Below are 15,160 nucleotides of genomic sequence, written 5' to 3' on the forward strand. Positions count from 1 at the left end.
CATATCCTTAATGAACCACAAGATACAAATCGGTACAAACGGTATCGGCACAACGGGCATCCAACTTTAGGAAAATCAACCAGCCAAGCGTCCGAACAGCCGAACTGATTAATTTAGCGGCATCGTCATCGGGTCGGGGTATTGATATTCAAACCCGAGCTCATGACAAATCCGCTGGCCGTCAACCAGACGTTCTGGAACCGTGTTGTCACCCGCAGCAAATTGCGGCGGCGGCAAATTCAGTTTGCGAGCCTGAGCGGGATAATAATCCTGTCTGGCGGGATGCGCTGGCGCGCAAAGATTATAAAGATGCCCGCCATGCGGCCGTTTCAGCAACAGTTGCATCGCCGATATCACATCTTCCTGATGAACCAGATTCACACCGTGAGCCCCGTCAGGTAATCCCGTTTTCCCCGCCAGAAAACGGCCAGGATGACGTTCACCGCCAACCAGTCCCGCCAGACGCAGAATATCGACGTCGGTGTCTGGCAGATGTTGTAACCATTGCTCAAGCAATACCAGCACGTTGCCCGCGCGAGTGACCGGGTTTAACGGCGAGTTTTCTTTTACCGTTCCCACGGTGCCGCCATAGACGGACGTCGAACTGGTGAACATAATGCGCGGCACATGAAAAACGCGGGCCGTATTAACCAATTGCCGCACCGCCTGGGCATAACCTTCCCCGCCTTTCGCGGTTCGGCTGGCGGGAAGCGTGATAATCAGCACATCCACCTGCAATAACGCGTTCAGTTCATCGGCATCACATGCCAATTCGGGAGTAAGTTGAAGCAGATAGCACTCGATACCGCTCATCCGGGCGGCTTCAACGCCATCAATCGTCGTTTTACTGCCGACAACCTGGTAGCCCTGCCCGTTCAACGCTAATGCCAGCGGCATACCCAGCCAGCCCAATCCGACAATCGCCACTTTTTTCATCATTTACTCCCCCCAAATCCAACGCGGCATCCATCTCGCTACGATTCGTCTCGCTACTATAGCCTGTAACAACATTGCCTTGCCAATCGTCCTCTTAAGTAAAAAAGTGTTGCGCAAAGACCACTACATGGTTTAGGTTATCCGGCAGGCAGTAGTAGACTGGTATCACCAAGAGACAATTTATGACATGCGTTCTATTTAACCACCATCATCACCATCATCCTGACTAGTCTTTCAGGCGATTGGTGCTGGAAGACGTTCAGATCTTCCAGTGGTGTAGAGCGAAAAGAGAGCCCCCGGAAGATTGCTTCCGAGGGCTTTTTTATTGGCCCATGTTTTTTAAAAAAAGTATTTAATTTGACAGGTTAATGAGGTTTCCATGCTGGATAAAACACGTTTACGGATAGCAATGCAAAAGTCTGGTCGTCTGAGCGACGACTCACGCGAACTGTTGGCTCGTTGTGGCATTAAAATCAATTTACAGCAACAACGTCTCATCGCTTTAGCTGAGAACATGCCGATCGATATTCTGCGCGTCCGCGATGATGATATCCCGGGTTTGGTTATGGATGGTGTTGTCGATTTGGGGATTATTGGGGAAAACGTTCTGGAGGAAGAGTTGCTCAACCGCCGCGCTCAGGGCGAAGATCCGCGCTACTTTACCCTGCGCCGTCTGGATTTCGGGGGTTGCCGCCTGTCTCTGGCCGTGGCGCTTGACGATGAGTATACCGGGCCGCAGTGTCTGCAAAACAAACGCATCGCCACGTCCTATCCTCACCTGCTCAAGCAATATCTCGATCGTCAATCCATCAGCTTCAAATCCTGCCTGTTGAATGGCTCCGTTGAAGTCGCGCCGCGCGCCGGGCTGGCAGACGCGATTTGCGATCTGGTGTCAACCGGTGCAACACTGGAAGCGAACGGCCTGCGCGAAGTAGAAGTCATCTATCGTTCCAAAGCCTGCCTGATTCAGCGTGATGGTGAAATGCCCGCCGATAAACAAACGCTGATTGACAAATTACTGACGCGTATCCAGGGCGTTATTCAGGCCCGTGAATCAAAATATATTATGTTGCACGCGCCAAGCGAGCGCCTGGAAGAAGTCATTTCATTATTGCCGGGTGCCGAACGTCCAACGGTTCTGCCGTTGGCTGGCGATCAAAGCCGCGTCGCTATGCACATGGTCAGCAGCGAAACCCTGTTCTGGGAAACCATGGAAAAACTCAAATCGCTCGGCGCCAGCTCAATTCTGGTCTTGCCAATTGAAAAAATGATGGAGTGATGTCGATGCCCAACAACACGACCAATCTCAGTACTGTCAATCTCAGTACTCCCGGTAGTTTCAATACGCTCATTGACTGGCAGCGTTGCTCCGTTGAAGAGCAGCGCAACCTGCTGACGCGCCCGGCTATTACCGAGTCAGAGCGCATCACCGGTATCGTCAACGATATTCTGGCAAACGTGAAAAGCAGCGGCGATCGGGCACTTCGCGAGTACAGCGCGATGTTCGACAAAATTCAGGTCGACGCCATCCGCGTCACCGAAACGGAAATAGCCGCCGCCTCAGCCCGGCTGGGCGAAGAGGTGAAACAGGCTATGGCGGTGGCCGTACGTAATATCGAAACCTTTCACAATGCTCAGCAATTACCCATCGTCGATGTTGAGACTCAGCCTGGCGTGCGCTGCCAGCAGCTCACGCGTCCGGTGGCTACCGTCGGGTTATACATTCCGGGCGGATCGGCCCCTCTGCCCTCAACGGTGCTTATGTTGGGTACGCCAGCGCGTATCGCCGGTTGCAAACGCGTTGTCTTATGTTCTCCGCCGCCGATTGCCGATGAAATTTTGTATGCCGCTCAACTGTGCGGTATACAGGAAGTGTTCCAGCTCGGCGGCGCCCAGGCGATTGCCGCTATGGCTTTCGGCACCGAAAGCGTCCCCAAAGTGGACAAAATCTTTGGTCCCGGCAACGCCTTCGTCACGGAAGCCAAGCGTCAGGTCAGCCAACAGCTTGATGGCGCGGCGATCGATATGCCCGCCGGACCTTCCGAAGTGCTGGTGATCGCCGATAGCGGCGCGACACCGGCGTTCGTGGCGGCCGATTTACTCTCACAGGCGGAACATGGCCCGGACTCACAGGTTATCCTGCTGACACCCGATGCTGCCATCGCCAAAGCCGTTGCCGACGCGGTGGCGCAACAGCTTACCCAGCTTTCCCGCGCCGAGATTGCCCGCCAGGCGTTATCCAGCAGCCGCGTGATTGTGGCCCGCGATCTGGCGCAATGTATCGAGATCAGCAACCAGTACGGCCCGGAACATTTGATTATCCAGACGCGCAACGCGGCATCGCTGGTCGACAGCATTACCAGCGCCGGTTCGGTTTTTCTGGGAGACTGGTCGCCGGAATCCGCTGGTGATTACGCTTCCGGCACTAACCATGTGTTACCGACTTACGGTTATACCTCGACCTATTCCAGCCTGGGATTGGCCGACTTCCAGAAACGAATGACGGTGCAACAGTTAACGCCACAAGGGTTGCTGCAACTGGCGCCGACCATTGAAACGCTGGCGCAGGCCGAACAGCTCACCGCCCACAAAAACGCCGTCACTCTCCGCGTCGCCGCGCTGAAGGAGCAAGCATGAGTATTGAAGAACTGGCTCGCGCCAATGTACGCGCCCTGACACCTTATCAGTCAGCCCGCAGGCTGGGCGGCAATGGCGATGTCTGGCTTAACGCCAACGAATATCCGCAGGCCCCGGAATTTCAACTCACGTTGCAGACGCTGAACCGCTACCCGGAGTGTCAGCCCGCAGCGGTGATAAACCGTTATGCGGAATATGCGGGCGTCCAGCCTGAGCAGGTTTTGGTCAGCCGCGGCGCGGACGAAGGCATCGAACTGCTGATTCGCGCTTTCTGCGAGCCCGGCAAAGACGCCATCCTTTTCTGTCCGCCGACCTATGGCATGTATGCCGTCAGTGCGGAAACCTTTGGTGTTGAACGCCGCGCAGCGCAATCCACTGCCGACTGGCAATTGGACATGGCTTCAATCGAACGGCAACTGGACGGCGTGAAGCTGGTTTATGTTTGCAGCCCCAACAACCCGACCGGCAATCTGATAAAACAGCCAGACCTGCGCCGCCTGCTGGCGTTGACGCAAGGCAAAGCGCTGGTCGTCATTGATGAGGCCTATATCGAGTTCTGTGTGCAGGCATCGACCGTTGGCTGGCTTGAAGAATATCCGCATCTGGTCATTCTGCGTACGCTGTCAAAAGCCTTTTCTCTCGCCGGACTGCGCTGTGGCTTTACGCTGGCGAATGCTGACGTGATCCAGATGTTGCTGAAAGTCATCGCCCCTTATCCCCTCTCCCTGCCGGTTGCCGACATCGCCGCGCAGGCATTGAGCGCGCAAGGTGTGGCCAGAATGCGGCAAAACGTGGCCGAGATGGTGAAAAACCGCCGCTGGCTGGCTGAGCAACTGGCTGCGCTGACCTGTGTCGAAACCGTTTTCTCCAGTGAAAGCAATTACCTGCTGGTGCGTTTTACCACCTCCAGCCAGGTGTTCCAGACGCTCTGGGATCAAGGCATTATCCTGCGCGATCAAAATAAGCAACCCGGACTTACCGGTTGCTTGCGCATTACAATCGGCAACCGTTATGAATGTGAGCGCGTGATCAACGCGTTGCAATCACTGCCGGGCATCAACGCTTAATCGTTAAGGAGCCAATGTGGGCCAGAAATACCTTTTTATTGACCGTGACGGAACCTTGATTGCCGAACCGCCTGAGGATTTCCAGGTCGACCGGTTGGACAAGCTGGCGTTTGAGCCAGATGTCATTCCGTCACTGCTGGCGCTGCAAAAAGCAGGCTATGCGCTGGTGATGATCACCAATCAGGACGGTCTGGGCACCGCCAGTTTCCCGCGGGAAACGTTCGATCCCCCGCACAATCTCATGATGCAGATTCTGACGTCTCAGGGTATTCAGTTTAAGGAAATTCTGATTTGCCCTCACCTGCCGGCGGACAACTGCGAGTGCCGTAAACCCAAAACCGCGTTGGTGACCGAGTATCTGCACGATGGCGTGATCAATCTTGCTCACAGCTATGTCATCGGCGACCGGGAAACCGATCTGCAACTGGCGCAGAACATGGGCATCAGCGGATTGCGTTATCAACGTGAAACGCTGAACTGGCAGGATATTACCCGCCAGTTGACGAAACGCGACCGGCACGCGGAGGTTAACCGCGTGACGCGAGAAACGGCGATTGACGTTAACGTCTGGCTGGATCGGGAAGGCGGCAGCAAAATCAACACCGGCGTCGGTTTCTTCGACCACATGCTGGATCAAATCGCCACCCACGGCGGTTTCCGCATGCACATTGAAGTCAAGGGCGATCTGTACATTGACGACCACCACACCGTGGAAGATACCGGTCTGGCGCTGGGGGAAGCGTTGAACAAAGCACTGGGAGACAAGCGCGGCATCGGCCGCTTTGGTTTCGTTCTGCCGATGGACGAATGTCTGGCGCGCTGCGCGCTGGATATTTCCGGGCGTCCGCATCTGGAATATAAAGCGGAGTTCAGCTACCAGCGCGTGGGGGATCTGAGCACGGAAATGGTGGAACACTTCTTCCGTTCGCTTTCTTACGCCATGGGTTGCACCCTGCATCTGAAAACCAAAGGGCGCAACGATCACCACCGGGTGGAAAGCCTATTCAAAGTGTTTGGCCGTGCGCTGCGCCAGGCTATCCGGGTAGAGGGCGACACGTTGCCGAGTTCGAAAGGGGTGCTGTAATGAATGTCGTCATTCTGGACACTGGCTGCGCCAACCTCTCTTCGGTCAACTACGCCGTACAACGCCTGGGCTACGACCCGGTTGTCAGCCTTGAAGCCGAGATTGTGCTGCATGCCGATAAGCTGTTTCTACCCGGCGTGGGCACCGCGCAGGCGGCGATGGGTCAACTGGCTGAACGCAATCTGATCGACCTCATCAAAGCTTGTACCCAACCGGTGCTCGGCATTTGTCTGGGTATGCAGTTGCTCGGAACATCCAGCGATGAAAACGGCGGCATCCAAACGCTGGGCATCGTTGATGAACCCGTGAAACGCATGTGCGATCGCGGACTGCCGTTACCCCATATGGGCTGGAATCAGGTGTTCCCGCAGGCGGGACATCGCCTATTCCGCGATATCGATGACAATGCTTATTTCTATTTCGTGCACAGCTACGCCATGCCGGTCTGCGCCAATACCATCGCCCAGACCCGTTATGGCGACGCGTTTACCGCGGCCGTGGAAAAAGATAACTTCTTTGGCGTCCAATTCCACCCTGAGCGCTCCGGCGCCGCCGGCGCTCAGTTGCTGAGAAACTTTCTGGAGATGTAAATCGTCATGATTATTCCCGCTTTGGATCTGATTGACGGGCAGGTCGTCCGTTTACATCAGGGCGATTACGGTCAACAGCGTCAATACGGCAGCGATCCGCTGCCGCGGTTACAGGATTATCAGCGGCAGGGCGCACAGGTTTTACATCTGGTTGATTTGACCGGAGCCAAAGATCCTGCCGCCCGTCAGATCCCGCTGCTCAAAAAATTGTTGTCGGGCGTCCATGTCCCGGTTCAGGTGGGCGGAGGCATCCGTAATGAACAGGACGTTGAAGCGCTGCTGGAAGCCGGCGCCCGCCGTGTGGTGATTGGTTCCACCGCCGTCAAAGAGCCAGAGCGGGTGCAGCAATGGTTCACGCGCTATGGCGCCGAAGCGCTGGTTCTCGCCCTGGATGTGCGCATTGGCGCCGACGGTGTCAAGCAGGTGGCGATCAGCGGCTGGCAGGAGAACTCAGAGGCGACGCTTGAACAAATCGTCGAACTGTATTTGCCGTTCGGCCTGAAACATGTGCTGTGTACCGACATCTCGCGTGACGGCACGCTGAGCGGCTCAAACGTCGAACTCTATCGTGAAATCAGCCGGCGCTTTCCGCGGGTCGCTTTTCAAGCCTCTGGCGGCATCGGTAACCTGGCGGATATCGCCAATCTGCGCAATAGCGGCGTTCAGGGCGTGATTGTCGGGCGAGCGTTGCTGGAAGAAAAATTTAACGTAGCGGAGGCTATTTCATGCTGGCAAAACGGATAATTCCTTGCCTGGACGTGCGTAACGGGCAGGTTGTCAAAGGTGTGCAGTTCCGCAACCACGAAATCATCGGCGATATCGTGCCGCTGGCGCAGCGCTATGCTCAGGAAGGCGCGGACGAACTGGTCTTTTACGATATCACCGCCTCATCTGACGGCCGTGTGGTCGACAAGAGCTGGGTATCCCGCGTAGCGGAAGTCATTGATATTCCTTTCTGTGTCGCGGGCGGAATTAAAAGCGTTGAAGAAGCGGGGCAGATTCTCTCTTTCGGGGCGGACAAAATCTCCATCAATTCCCCTGCGCTGGCCGATCCAGAATTAATTACCCGGCTGGCCGATCGTTACGGCGTGCAGTGCATCGTTGTCGGGATTGATACCTGGCACGACGCGGTCACTGGCCGCTATCACGTCAATCAATACACGGGCGATGAGTCGCGTACTAAAGTCACGACCTGGGAAACCCTGGACTGGGTTGAAGAAGTGCAAAAACGCGGTGCGGGTGAGATTGTCCTGAACATGATGAATCAGGATGGCGTACGCAATGGGTATGATTTGCACCAGTTAAATCTGGTACGCGGCGTTTGCCACGTTCCGCTCATCGCTTCCGGTGGCGCGGGGACGATGGCGCACTTCCTGGATGCGTTCCAGTCGGCTCATGTTGACGGCGCACTAGCTGCGTCCGTGTTCCATAAACAGATCATTAATATCGGTGAGCTGAAACAATATCTTAAGCAACAAGGCGTGGAGATTCGGGTGTGTTAAGCAACGAGCAAAAAGACCAACTCGATTGGGGAAAAACAGGCGGAATGCTGCCGGTAGTGGTGCAACATGCGGTCTCCGGCGAAGTATTGATGCTGGGGTATATGAATCAGGACGCGCTGAACGCGACCGAAGCAAGCGGCAGAGTGACGTTCTTTTCACGTACTAAACAGCGGTTATGGACAAAAGGCGAATCTTCCGGTCATTTTCTGAACGTGGTTTCAATCACGCCGGATTGTGATAACGATACCTTGCTGATTCTGGCCAATCCTATTGGGCCGACCTGCCATCTGGGCAACAGCAGTTGTTTTTCCCCCGCCGCCAGCGACTGGACATTCCTCTATCAATTGGAGCAGTTGCTAGCCGAACGCAAACATGCGGACCCAACCAGCTCTTACACCGCGCGTTTGTATGCCAGCGGCACCAAGCGTATTGCGCAGAAAGTTGGCGAGGAAGGTCTGGAAACCGCACTGGCGGCAACGGTTCACGATCGGGAAGAGTTAACCAATGAAGCGGCCGACCTCATGTATCACCTGCTGGTTCTGTTGCAGGATCAGGATTTGGATCTGTCGACCATCATCAATCGCCTGAAAGCCCGCCACACCAGCAAGTAACGTCCCCCGCGCACATGGGATGATGTGCGCGGTTTTCCCCTCCCCTTTTCATGCGCCCTGCCGTCAGCAAGTAACGATTAGCACGAAGCACCAAAATAATGCACTGAATGAGTCATATTGAAGCTGAGCGTTTGTTTTTGGTGCAGTTACGCTTTTCCCTCAACCCCAGCCGCCGCAAAAGCTCGTCTTCCCTTTAATTTTTAACAAATTGATTTATCCATACTATTTCCATTGCGCAATACCATTTTGTGACGGCCTTCTCGTGTTGGCATACTTTCTGCTAAGTCTCATATATAAGAACCATGTTCCATTTTTTGAGACATGCAATGAGCATTTTAAATACCACCGCCGATATCCTGAAATTGATGAGCCAACTTAAGCGCGGCATTACCGCAGGCGATCTCATCACTCATTTGCAAATGCCCAAAAGCACCGCCTCACGGGTGCTGAAACAGTTGTGTGAAACCGGATTCCTGCAACGCGATCCTGCAACGGGCAGTTATCAGCCGGGATTGCTGCTGATAGAAACAGCCTATCTGGTGCATCGTGTTTCTTCCCTGACCGACGATATTGAACAAGCCTTGCGCGCCCTGTGCCAGAGTACCGGACATACGGGCTATCTCTCCGTACTGGATGGCGATGAGGTGCTGGTATTACGCGTGATCCCCGGCCGCCACGCTTTGCGCGTTATTACCCATCCCGGTACACGTTCTCCCGCCTGGGAAACCTCGACCGGCCGCGCGTTGCTTTCCCGTTTTTCCGACGAACAACTCGCCGAACACTGTTCGACGCCGCAGGCCGCGACCACCCTCGACTTCACTGCGCAACGGAAACGTATTCATACCATTCGCCAGCAGCGCTGGTCGTATGCGGTCAATGAGGCCGTACCTGGCACGGCTTCCGTAAGTTGTTCCGTTCACAACCCACAGACAAAAGAGAGCATCGCGTTCTGCCTCACCTTTCCGTCCTCCATGGCGGATCAGCAGGAAATCTTGCTGTTGGCCGAACAGCTCTATCAGGCGGCGATGCCGATTGGCAAGAAGTACGGCGACCCTTACTGGTTGAGCTGATGCGGATAATCATAACAACACCGCGCTCTCACATTTATTACGTTTACAGGAGTGGTATCACATGTCACAACCTTCACCTTTTCACCAGGATAAAACATTATCCAGGGCGCATCACCGGACATTCAATCCGTTAACCTTGCTGTTTCTGGTCATCCTCAGCCTGTTCGGGGCCGTGATTGGCATCCAACTGCTGACCACGCTCGGCGTTACCCCCAATACGTCGATCATCGGCGCGTTAATTGCCATGTTGATCGCACGCGTGCCGCTACAGCTTATGCAGCGCTTTCGCTCCATTCATGTGCAGAATTTGGCGCAAACCGCCATTTCATCGGCGACTTTCGGCGCGGCAAACAGCCTGCTGCTGCCGATTGGCATACCCTGGCTGTTCGATCGGCCAGACCTGATTCTGCCGATGTTTATTGGTGTCGCGCTGGCGATGCTGCTGGACGGCTATCTGCTTTACCGCATGTTCAACACTTCCATTTTTCCGGCGACCGGCACCTGGCCTCCCGGCGTCGCCGCGGCTGAATCCATTAAAGCCGGGGATACAGGGGGGAAACAGGCAGTGTTGCTGAGTGCGGGATTGGCGCTGGGCGTCATCGGTTCCAGTTTCAAATTACCGATGTCCGCCCTGGGCACCGCGTTTATCGGCAACATCTGGGCGCTGTCGATGTTCGGCATCGGCCTTTTACTGCGCGGTTACAGCCAGCCGTTACTGGGCATTGATATCAATCAGCACTATATTCCTCACGGAATGATGATTGGCGCGGGGATCGTAGCGCTGTTTCAGGTGATTGCGCTGATCCGGGGAAAACGCGGGTCGCAGGCGGTATTGACCGCCAAGGCTCTGCAAGCGGCCAACGATGACCGCCGCCATATCCTTTCCGCGCTGCGCATGGGCGCAATCGGTTATATCGGACTCGCCGCCCTGATTGCCTTCGGTACCGGGCTATACAATGAAATGTCGCTTACCATGTTGCTGATCTTCGTGCTCTATGCCGCGTTCGCCGCGTTTATTCATGAATTGATCGTAGGACTTGCGGCGATGCATTCCGGTTGGTTTCCGGCATTCGCCGTAGCGCTGATCACGCTGATCATCGGCATGATGATCGGCTTCCCGATGCAAGCGCTGGCGGTACTGTGCGCGTTTTCCGTCGCCACCGGTCCGGCCTTCGCCGACATGGGATACGACCTCAAAGCCGGATTTATTCTGCGGGACAACGGACGTGACGCCGCTTTTGAACTGGATGGCCGCCGCCAGCAACTGTTTGCCGCCATGGTCGCGTTTGTGGTTGCTATCCCCGTGGTCTATTTTTCCTACCAGAGTTACTTTCAGCAGGGATTGATTCCCCCTGTCGCTAAAGTGTATGTCGCCACCATCAAAGCCGGCGTATCAGGCGATATCGCCACATCGTTGCTGCTGTGGGCGGTTCCAGGCGCCATTATTCAATGGCTGGGCGGCTCACGCCGTCAGTTAGGCGTCCTGCTAGCAACCGGCCTGCTGATTGCAAACCCGCTGGCAGGCTGGGCCGTGATACTGGGGATTACACTGCGACTGGCCATCCTCAAATGGGGAAGCGCGGCAATGCGCAGCCAGATGGAGGTCTTTGCTGCCGGTCTGATTGCCGGTGACGCTATCTATAACTTCTTCCACTCTATTTTCGCCAGCAGGACAGGCAAATAAAATAAAGGGGTAAGCCATCATGATGTTGCAACGCATCTGATACATCACTTTTCAACAAGAGAATAGGTTATGAGTCTTTTACATACATTAAATGCGATTGAAGTTCTTGATTCCGCGAACGCCAGCGGTCAGACCGTGGTTGAACTGTTGTCCCACTACCCACAGGCCGAGGTTACCGTAAGCGAAATTATCGGACCGAAAGGGAAGACCGACTTCGTCAAAGTGGTCATCCCCGGTACGGTCGGCAAACGCCACGGCGGACAGGCACCGACATTAGGCATTATCGGCCGTTTAGGGGGCATCGGCGCCCGCCCTGGGCGTATCGGACTGGTTTCCGACGGCGATGGCGCCGTGGCCGCCGTCGCCGCGGCGATGAAACTGGCAAAAATGCAAACGCTGGGCGACAGTCTGCCCGGCGACGTGATTGTCTGCACCCATATCTGTCCGGATGCGCCAACCCGCCCTCATGAACCGGTGGATTTCATGGATTCTCCGGTTGAAACCGAAGACATGAATGAACAGGAAGTGTCGCCGGAAATGGACGCCGTGTTGTCTATCGATACCACCAAAGGCAACCGCGTTATTAATCACAAAGGATTTGCGCTGTCCCCGACGGTAAAAGAAGGCTATATCTTGCGCGTTGCCGAAGATCTGCTGCGCATCATGGAGATGACGACGGGCCGTCTGCCGATGACTTTCCCAATTACCACGCAGGATATTACCCCTTATGGTAATGACGTGTTCCACATAAACAGCATCCTCCAGCCATCTATCGCCACGTCTGCACCTGTCGTTGGCGTCGCCATCACCACTGAGAGCACCGTCCCCGGTTGCGGCACCGGCGCAAGTCACGAAGTCGATATCGCCGACGCCGTCCGTTTCGTCGTCGAGGTTGCCAAAGAATTTACGCGTGGCGCCTGCCATTTCTACAACGTAGACGAATATCAGCGCCTGCTGTCGTTGTATGGATCTTTGGCCCACCTGCAACAGCGCCAATAACGGAGCGTCGCCCATGTTTAATACCAGGCTGGGGACGCTTACCATCGGTCAGGCTCCCCGTCCCGATATCACACCGATACTGGAGAGCCACCTGCCCGCAACAGTGGAGTGCACTCACGTCGGTGTGCTGGACGAACTTTCAAGAGAGAAGATCGCACAGCGCTTTGCACCGCAGGCCGACGAAGCCATTCTCACCACGCGATTGCTGGACGGCAACGCCGTCATTCTCGGTAAAAACGCCGTGCGCGACGCGGTGCAACTAAAGCTGAATCAGTTGGAACAACAGGGCTGTGGCATCATTCTGCTGTTGTGTACGGGCGAGTTTCACGGTCTGCATTGTCGGCAGGCATGGCTGATTGAACCAGATACGATCGTCCCGCCGGTAGCAGCCGCCCTGCTGGGCGATCGTCAGCCCGGCATTCTGGTGCCGCTGGCGGAACAAATGCACAGTGAAGGCCATAAATGGCAAGCAATGCGAAAACTCCCGGTCTATGCCGCCGTGTCTCCTTACGACGGTAGTGATACGGAGCTGGTCGCGGCGGCCCACGCGCTCAAGAGCCAGCAGGCCGACGCGATCATCATGGACTGCATGGGCTATAGCGAAAGTCACCGCGATGTGGTGCGCCAGGCTACCGGTCTGCCGGTGCTGCTTTCCAATGCGCTGATCGCCCGGCTGATCGCCAGCCTGCTCTGACAGAAAACAGGAAATCAACATGCAATTACTACTGCTCAGCAATGGCACACTGCCGGGGAAAAGCTACCTCGAACACGCGTTGCCCCCGATTAGCCAACTGATCCAACATCGTCGCCGGGCGGTGTTTATCCCTTTCGCCGGCGTCACCGTAAGCTGGGACGACTACGCCGCTAAAGTTCAAGCCGCCCTGACGGACACCGACATTATCCTCACCTCGGCGCATGCGGTGGACGACGCCGTACAAGCCGTGCGCGAGGCGGAGATTATTATCGTCGGCGGCGGTAATACATTCAGTCTGTTGAAACACTGTAGAGAACGCGATCTGCTGACGACTATCCGCCAGCGCGTTGCGGATGGGACCCCTTATATCGGCTGGAGCGCAGGCGCAAATCTGGCCTGCCCGACCATCTGTACCACAAATGACATGCCGATTGTCGATCCGCAGGGGTTCGATGCGTTACACCTGATCGATTTTCAAATCAATCCACACTACACCAATAAGCTCCCTGAAGGACATCAGGGAGAAACCCGCGATCAGCGTATTGAGGAACTGCTGTGTATTCAATCTGATACGGTCGTGGTCGGCCTACCGGAAGGCGATTGGATCCGTATCGATGAGGTAGCGGCCTATCTTGCCGGTCCTTATGATGCGGTACTGTTCCGGGCCCAGCAGCCACCGGTGACGATGGCCGTCAACCATCCATTCGCGCTGTAACATGTCAGGCGGGCAAGCAAATGGCCGCCGTCCTCAATCCGAGAAGGAGTTCTTCATGACGCTGGGTATTATTCGTGTCCTCACCACACAGGACACCTTGCTGTTGGAAGAGCATGGCCGCCTGTTGGCCGAAGAATACGGCTTGCAGACAGTCAGCCGCTGCATCCCCGATCAGCCTCACGGCATCTTCGATGCAAGCAGTGAGGCACAAGCCCTTCCCAAAATCATCGCTCTTGGACAAGCCTACGAACGGGAAGGTTGTCAGGCTATTTTCCTGAGCTGTGCCGCCGATCCGGGACTGGACGAATTACGTCGGGCGATTTCTCTTCCAGTAATCAGCGCAGGCAGCGCCTGCGCACGTCTAGCCGCCAACCTAAAGCTGCCTGTCGCCGTTATAGGCATCGGCGACCAGGCACCGGCACCGTTTCGCCGCCTGCTGGGAGAAGATGTACTCTACGCTCGGCCTGAAGGCGTGACCCAAACCACCCATCTGCTGACACCAGAGGGTCGCGCCAGCGCACTAGCTTGTGCTAAAACGCTGTATGAGCAAGGCGCCGTAGTCATTGCTTTTTCTTGTACCGGATTGTCCACCATCGGTCTGGCAGAGCAAATTCGCAAAACTATCGGTTGTGTTGCCATAGACGCGGTTAGTACTTCGGGCATGTTCATAGTGGAGTGGTTGGGAAAACGCACAGTGGCATAGCTTCTATCAAAGATAAGCAAAATTATAGCGTTAAAGGAAAGCCATTTAAACTAAGTCCTCCCGGCGTAGTCGGGGGTTTTCATATGCACCTGTAAGGCTCTCTCACCAGCCGCGCCCTAACAGACGCATCGCAATCTGACATTTGCATTCTTAGGGTCACCTACCGCCCCTAATCGGGCTTCGTGGATACGGACTCGATAGCTGTTCCCCTAATTTATCCTGCGCCAGTTGGTGCTTTATCTATTCCTGTCTCTTTGTTGTACTTTTACCCACTGTTTCAACGTAATACCCCCCGACACAAAATTCATGGTTTCTATATTTGACTTCAGCTTTCCAAATGCTTCATAGAGCATCAGGCTACTTTTCCCCGTCCGATAGCCCATAAAACTCGATACACCCATCTCTGGCGGGATCTCCAGAAGCATGTGTATATGGTCTGCAAACATTCTGCCTCCAGAATGTTCACGATAAAAAAAACGGCACCTTAACAGGCGCCGTTTCAAAACTCTTATTTAAAAATTAGTTGCAAGTAATACCATAAGACGTTGCGCTCTATTACGGTAGCGATTTATCCGTAGATATTTGCGCGATCACGTAGTTCTTTGCCTGGTTTGAAGTGAGGGACGTATTTACCTTCCAACTCAACTTTTTCCCCCGTCTTAGGATTGCGGCCAACACGCGGTGCACGGTAGTGAAGTGAAAAACTGCCGAACCCACGGATCTCGATACGATCACCTTCGGCCAGTGTCGTAGCCATCTGTTCGAGCATCTCTTTCACTGCATCCTCAACCAATTTGGCCGGGATATGAGATTGCTGTCCAGCAAGTCTTTCAATAAGTTCAGACTTGGTCATAGTTCCTCCAAGTGC

17 protein-coding genes, 1 pseudogene and 1 other annotated feature are annotated in these 15,160 nt (G+C 55.0%); of the genes and pseudogenes, 15 read left to right on the forward strand and 3 right to left on the reverse strand.

Annotated elements, in window-relative coordinates:
• Positions 1-108 precede the first annotated feature (108 nt).
• Entirely contained in the window at positions 109-936 is an 828-nt protein-coding gene (locus tag EH207_RS10060) for an SDR family oxidoreductase (RefSeq protein ID WP_137715318.1), read from the reverse strand.
• Between the two features lie 182 nt (positions 937-1,118).
• Here EH207_RS10060 and hisL point away from each other — a divergent pair, with 182 nt between their 5' ends.
• From hisL to EH207_RS10135, 15 genes are all read left to right on the forward strand, one after another.
• Positions 1,119-1,166, forward strand: coding sequence for a his operon leader peptide (gene hisL / locus EH207_RS10065; protein ID WP_116362349.1), 48 nt, complete (start codon positions 1,119-1,121; stop codon positions 1,164-1,166).
• Positions 1,142-1,262, forward strand: a sequence feature (His leader region). (Overlaps the previous gene by 25 nt.)
• A 53-nt stretch (positions 1,263-1,315) precedes the next feature.
• Positions 1,316-2,215 (forward strand): ATP phosphoribosyltransferase, encoded by a 900-nt coding sequence (hisG, locus tag EH207_RS10070; RefSeq protein ID WP_137713884.1) that lies wholly within the window; start codon positions 1,316-1,318, stop codon positions 2,213-2,215.
• 5 nt (positions 2,216-2,220) lie between these two features.
• Positions 2,221-3,573, forward strand: coding sequence for a histidinol dehydrogenase (gene hisD / locus EH207_RS10075; RefSeq protein ID WP_377804960.1), 1,353 nt, complete (start codon positions 2,221-2,223; stop codon positions 3,571-3,573).
• The gene (gene hisC / locus EH207_RS10080; protein ID WP_137713886.1) at positions 3,570-4,640 is read left to right on the forward strand and encodes a histidinol-phosphate transaminase; all 1,071 of its coding nucleotides are present in this window, start codon (positions 3,570-3,572) and stop codon (positions 4,638-4,640) included. The genes hisD and hisC overlap by 4 nt, the downstream gene beginning before the upstream one ends.
• Positions 4,641-4,656: 16 nt before the next feature.
• Positions 4,657-5,724, forward strand: coding sequence for a bifunctional histidinol-phosphatase/imidazoleglycerol-phosphate dehydratase HisB (hisB, locus tag EH207_RS10085; protein ID WP_137713887.1), 1,068 nt, complete (start codon positions 4,657-4,659; stop codon positions 5,722-5,724).
• Positions 5,724-6,314, forward strand: coding sequence for an imidazole glycerol phosphate synthase subunit HisH (gene hisH / locus EH207_RS10090; RefSeq protein WP_137713888.1), 591 nt, complete (start codon positions 5,724-5,726; stop codon positions 6,312-6,314). Before hisB ends, hisH begins: the two co-directional genes overlap by 1 nt.
• 6 nt (positions 6,315-6,320) lie before the next feature.
• Positions 6,321-7,058: a 1-(5-phosphoribosyl)-5-[(5-phosphoribosylamino)methylideneamino]imidazole-4-carboxamide isomerase gene (gene hisA, locus EH207_RS10095; protein ID WP_137713889.1), complete on the forward strand. Its 738-nt coding sequence runs from the start codon at positions 6,321-6,323 to the stop codon at positions 7,056-7,058.
• Positions 7,040-7,816: an imidazole glycerol phosphate synthase subunit HisF gene (hisF, locus tag EH207_RS10100; RefSeq protein WP_137713890.1), complete on the forward strand. Its 777-nt coding sequence runs from the start codon at positions 7,040-7,042 to the stop codon at positions 7,814-7,816. The genes hisA and hisF overlap by 19 nt, the downstream gene beginning before the upstream one ends.
• Before the next feature lie 44 nt (positions 7,817-7,860).
• Positions 7,861-8,427, forward strand: a complete 567-nt coding sequence (gene hisIE, locus EH207_RS10105; protein WP_425456726.1) for a bifunctional phosphoribosyl-AMP cyclohydrolase/phosphoribosyl-ATP diphosphatase HisIE — start codon at positions 7,861-7,863, stop codon at positions 8,425-8,427.
• A 326-nt stretch (positions 8,428-8,753) separates the two neighbouring features.
• Positions 8,754-9,497: an IclR family transcriptional regulator gene (locus EH207_RS10110; RefSeq protein WP_137713892.1), complete on the forward strand. Its 744-nt coding sequence runs from the start codon at positions 8,754-8,756 to the stop codon at positions 9,495-9,497.
• A gap of 61 nt (positions 9,498-9,558) precedes the next feature.
• A complete protein-coding gene (locus tag EH207_RS10115; protein ID WP_137713893.1) occupies positions 9,559-11,181 on the forward strand; it encodes an OPT/YSL family transporter in 1,623 nt (540 codons plus the stop codon).
• 69 nt (positions 11,182-11,250) lie between these two features.
• Positions 11,251-12,180 (forward strand): DUF1177 domain-containing protein, encoded by a 930-nt coding sequence (locus tag EH207_RS10120; protein WP_137713894.1) that lies wholly within the window; start codon positions 11,251-11,253, stop codon positions 12,178-12,180.
• 13 nt (positions 12,181-12,193) lie between these two features.
• Positions 12,194-12,874 (forward strand): AroM family protein, encoded by a 681-nt coding sequence (locus EH207_RS10125; protein WP_137713895.1) that lies wholly within the window; start codon positions 12,194-12,196, stop codon positions 12,872-12,874.
• Positions 12,875-12,893: 19 nt separating this feature from the next.
• Entirely contained in the window at positions 12,894-13,589 is a 696-nt protein-coding gene (pepE, locus tag EH207_RS10130; RefSeq protein WP_137713896.1) for a dipeptidase PepE, read from the forward strand.
• Positions 13,590-13,644: 55 nt separating this feature from the next.
• The gene (locus tag EH207_RS10135) at positions 13,645-14,292 is read left to right on the forward strand and encodes an aspartate/glutamate racemase family protein (RefSeq protein ID WP_137713897.1); all 648 of its coding nucleotides are present in this window, start codon (positions 13,645-13,647) and stop codon (positions 14,290-14,292) included.
• A gap of 156 nt (positions 14,293-14,448) precedes the next feature.
• Here the strand turns inward: EH207_RS10135 and tnpA are convergent.
• Positions 14,449-14,758: pseudogene (tnpA, locus tag EH207_RS10140) on the reverse strand (IS200/IS605 family transposase); the annotation flags it as partial.
• A gap of 102 nt (positions 14,759-14,860) precedes the next feature.
• Positions 14,861-15,145 (reverse strand): integration host factor subunit beta, encoded by a 285-nt coding sequence (gene ihfB, locus EH207_RS10145; RefSeq protein WP_121576156.1) that lies wholly within the window; start codon positions 15,143-15,145, stop codon positions 14,861-14,863.
• Between the last annotated feature and the right edge of the window lie 15 nt (positions 15,146-15,160).

Source organism: Brenneria rubrifaciens (genome assembly GCF_005484945.1).
GTDB lineage: Bacteria > Pseudomonadota > Gammaproteobacteria > Enterobacterales > Enterobacteriaceae > Brenneria > Brenneria rubrifaciens.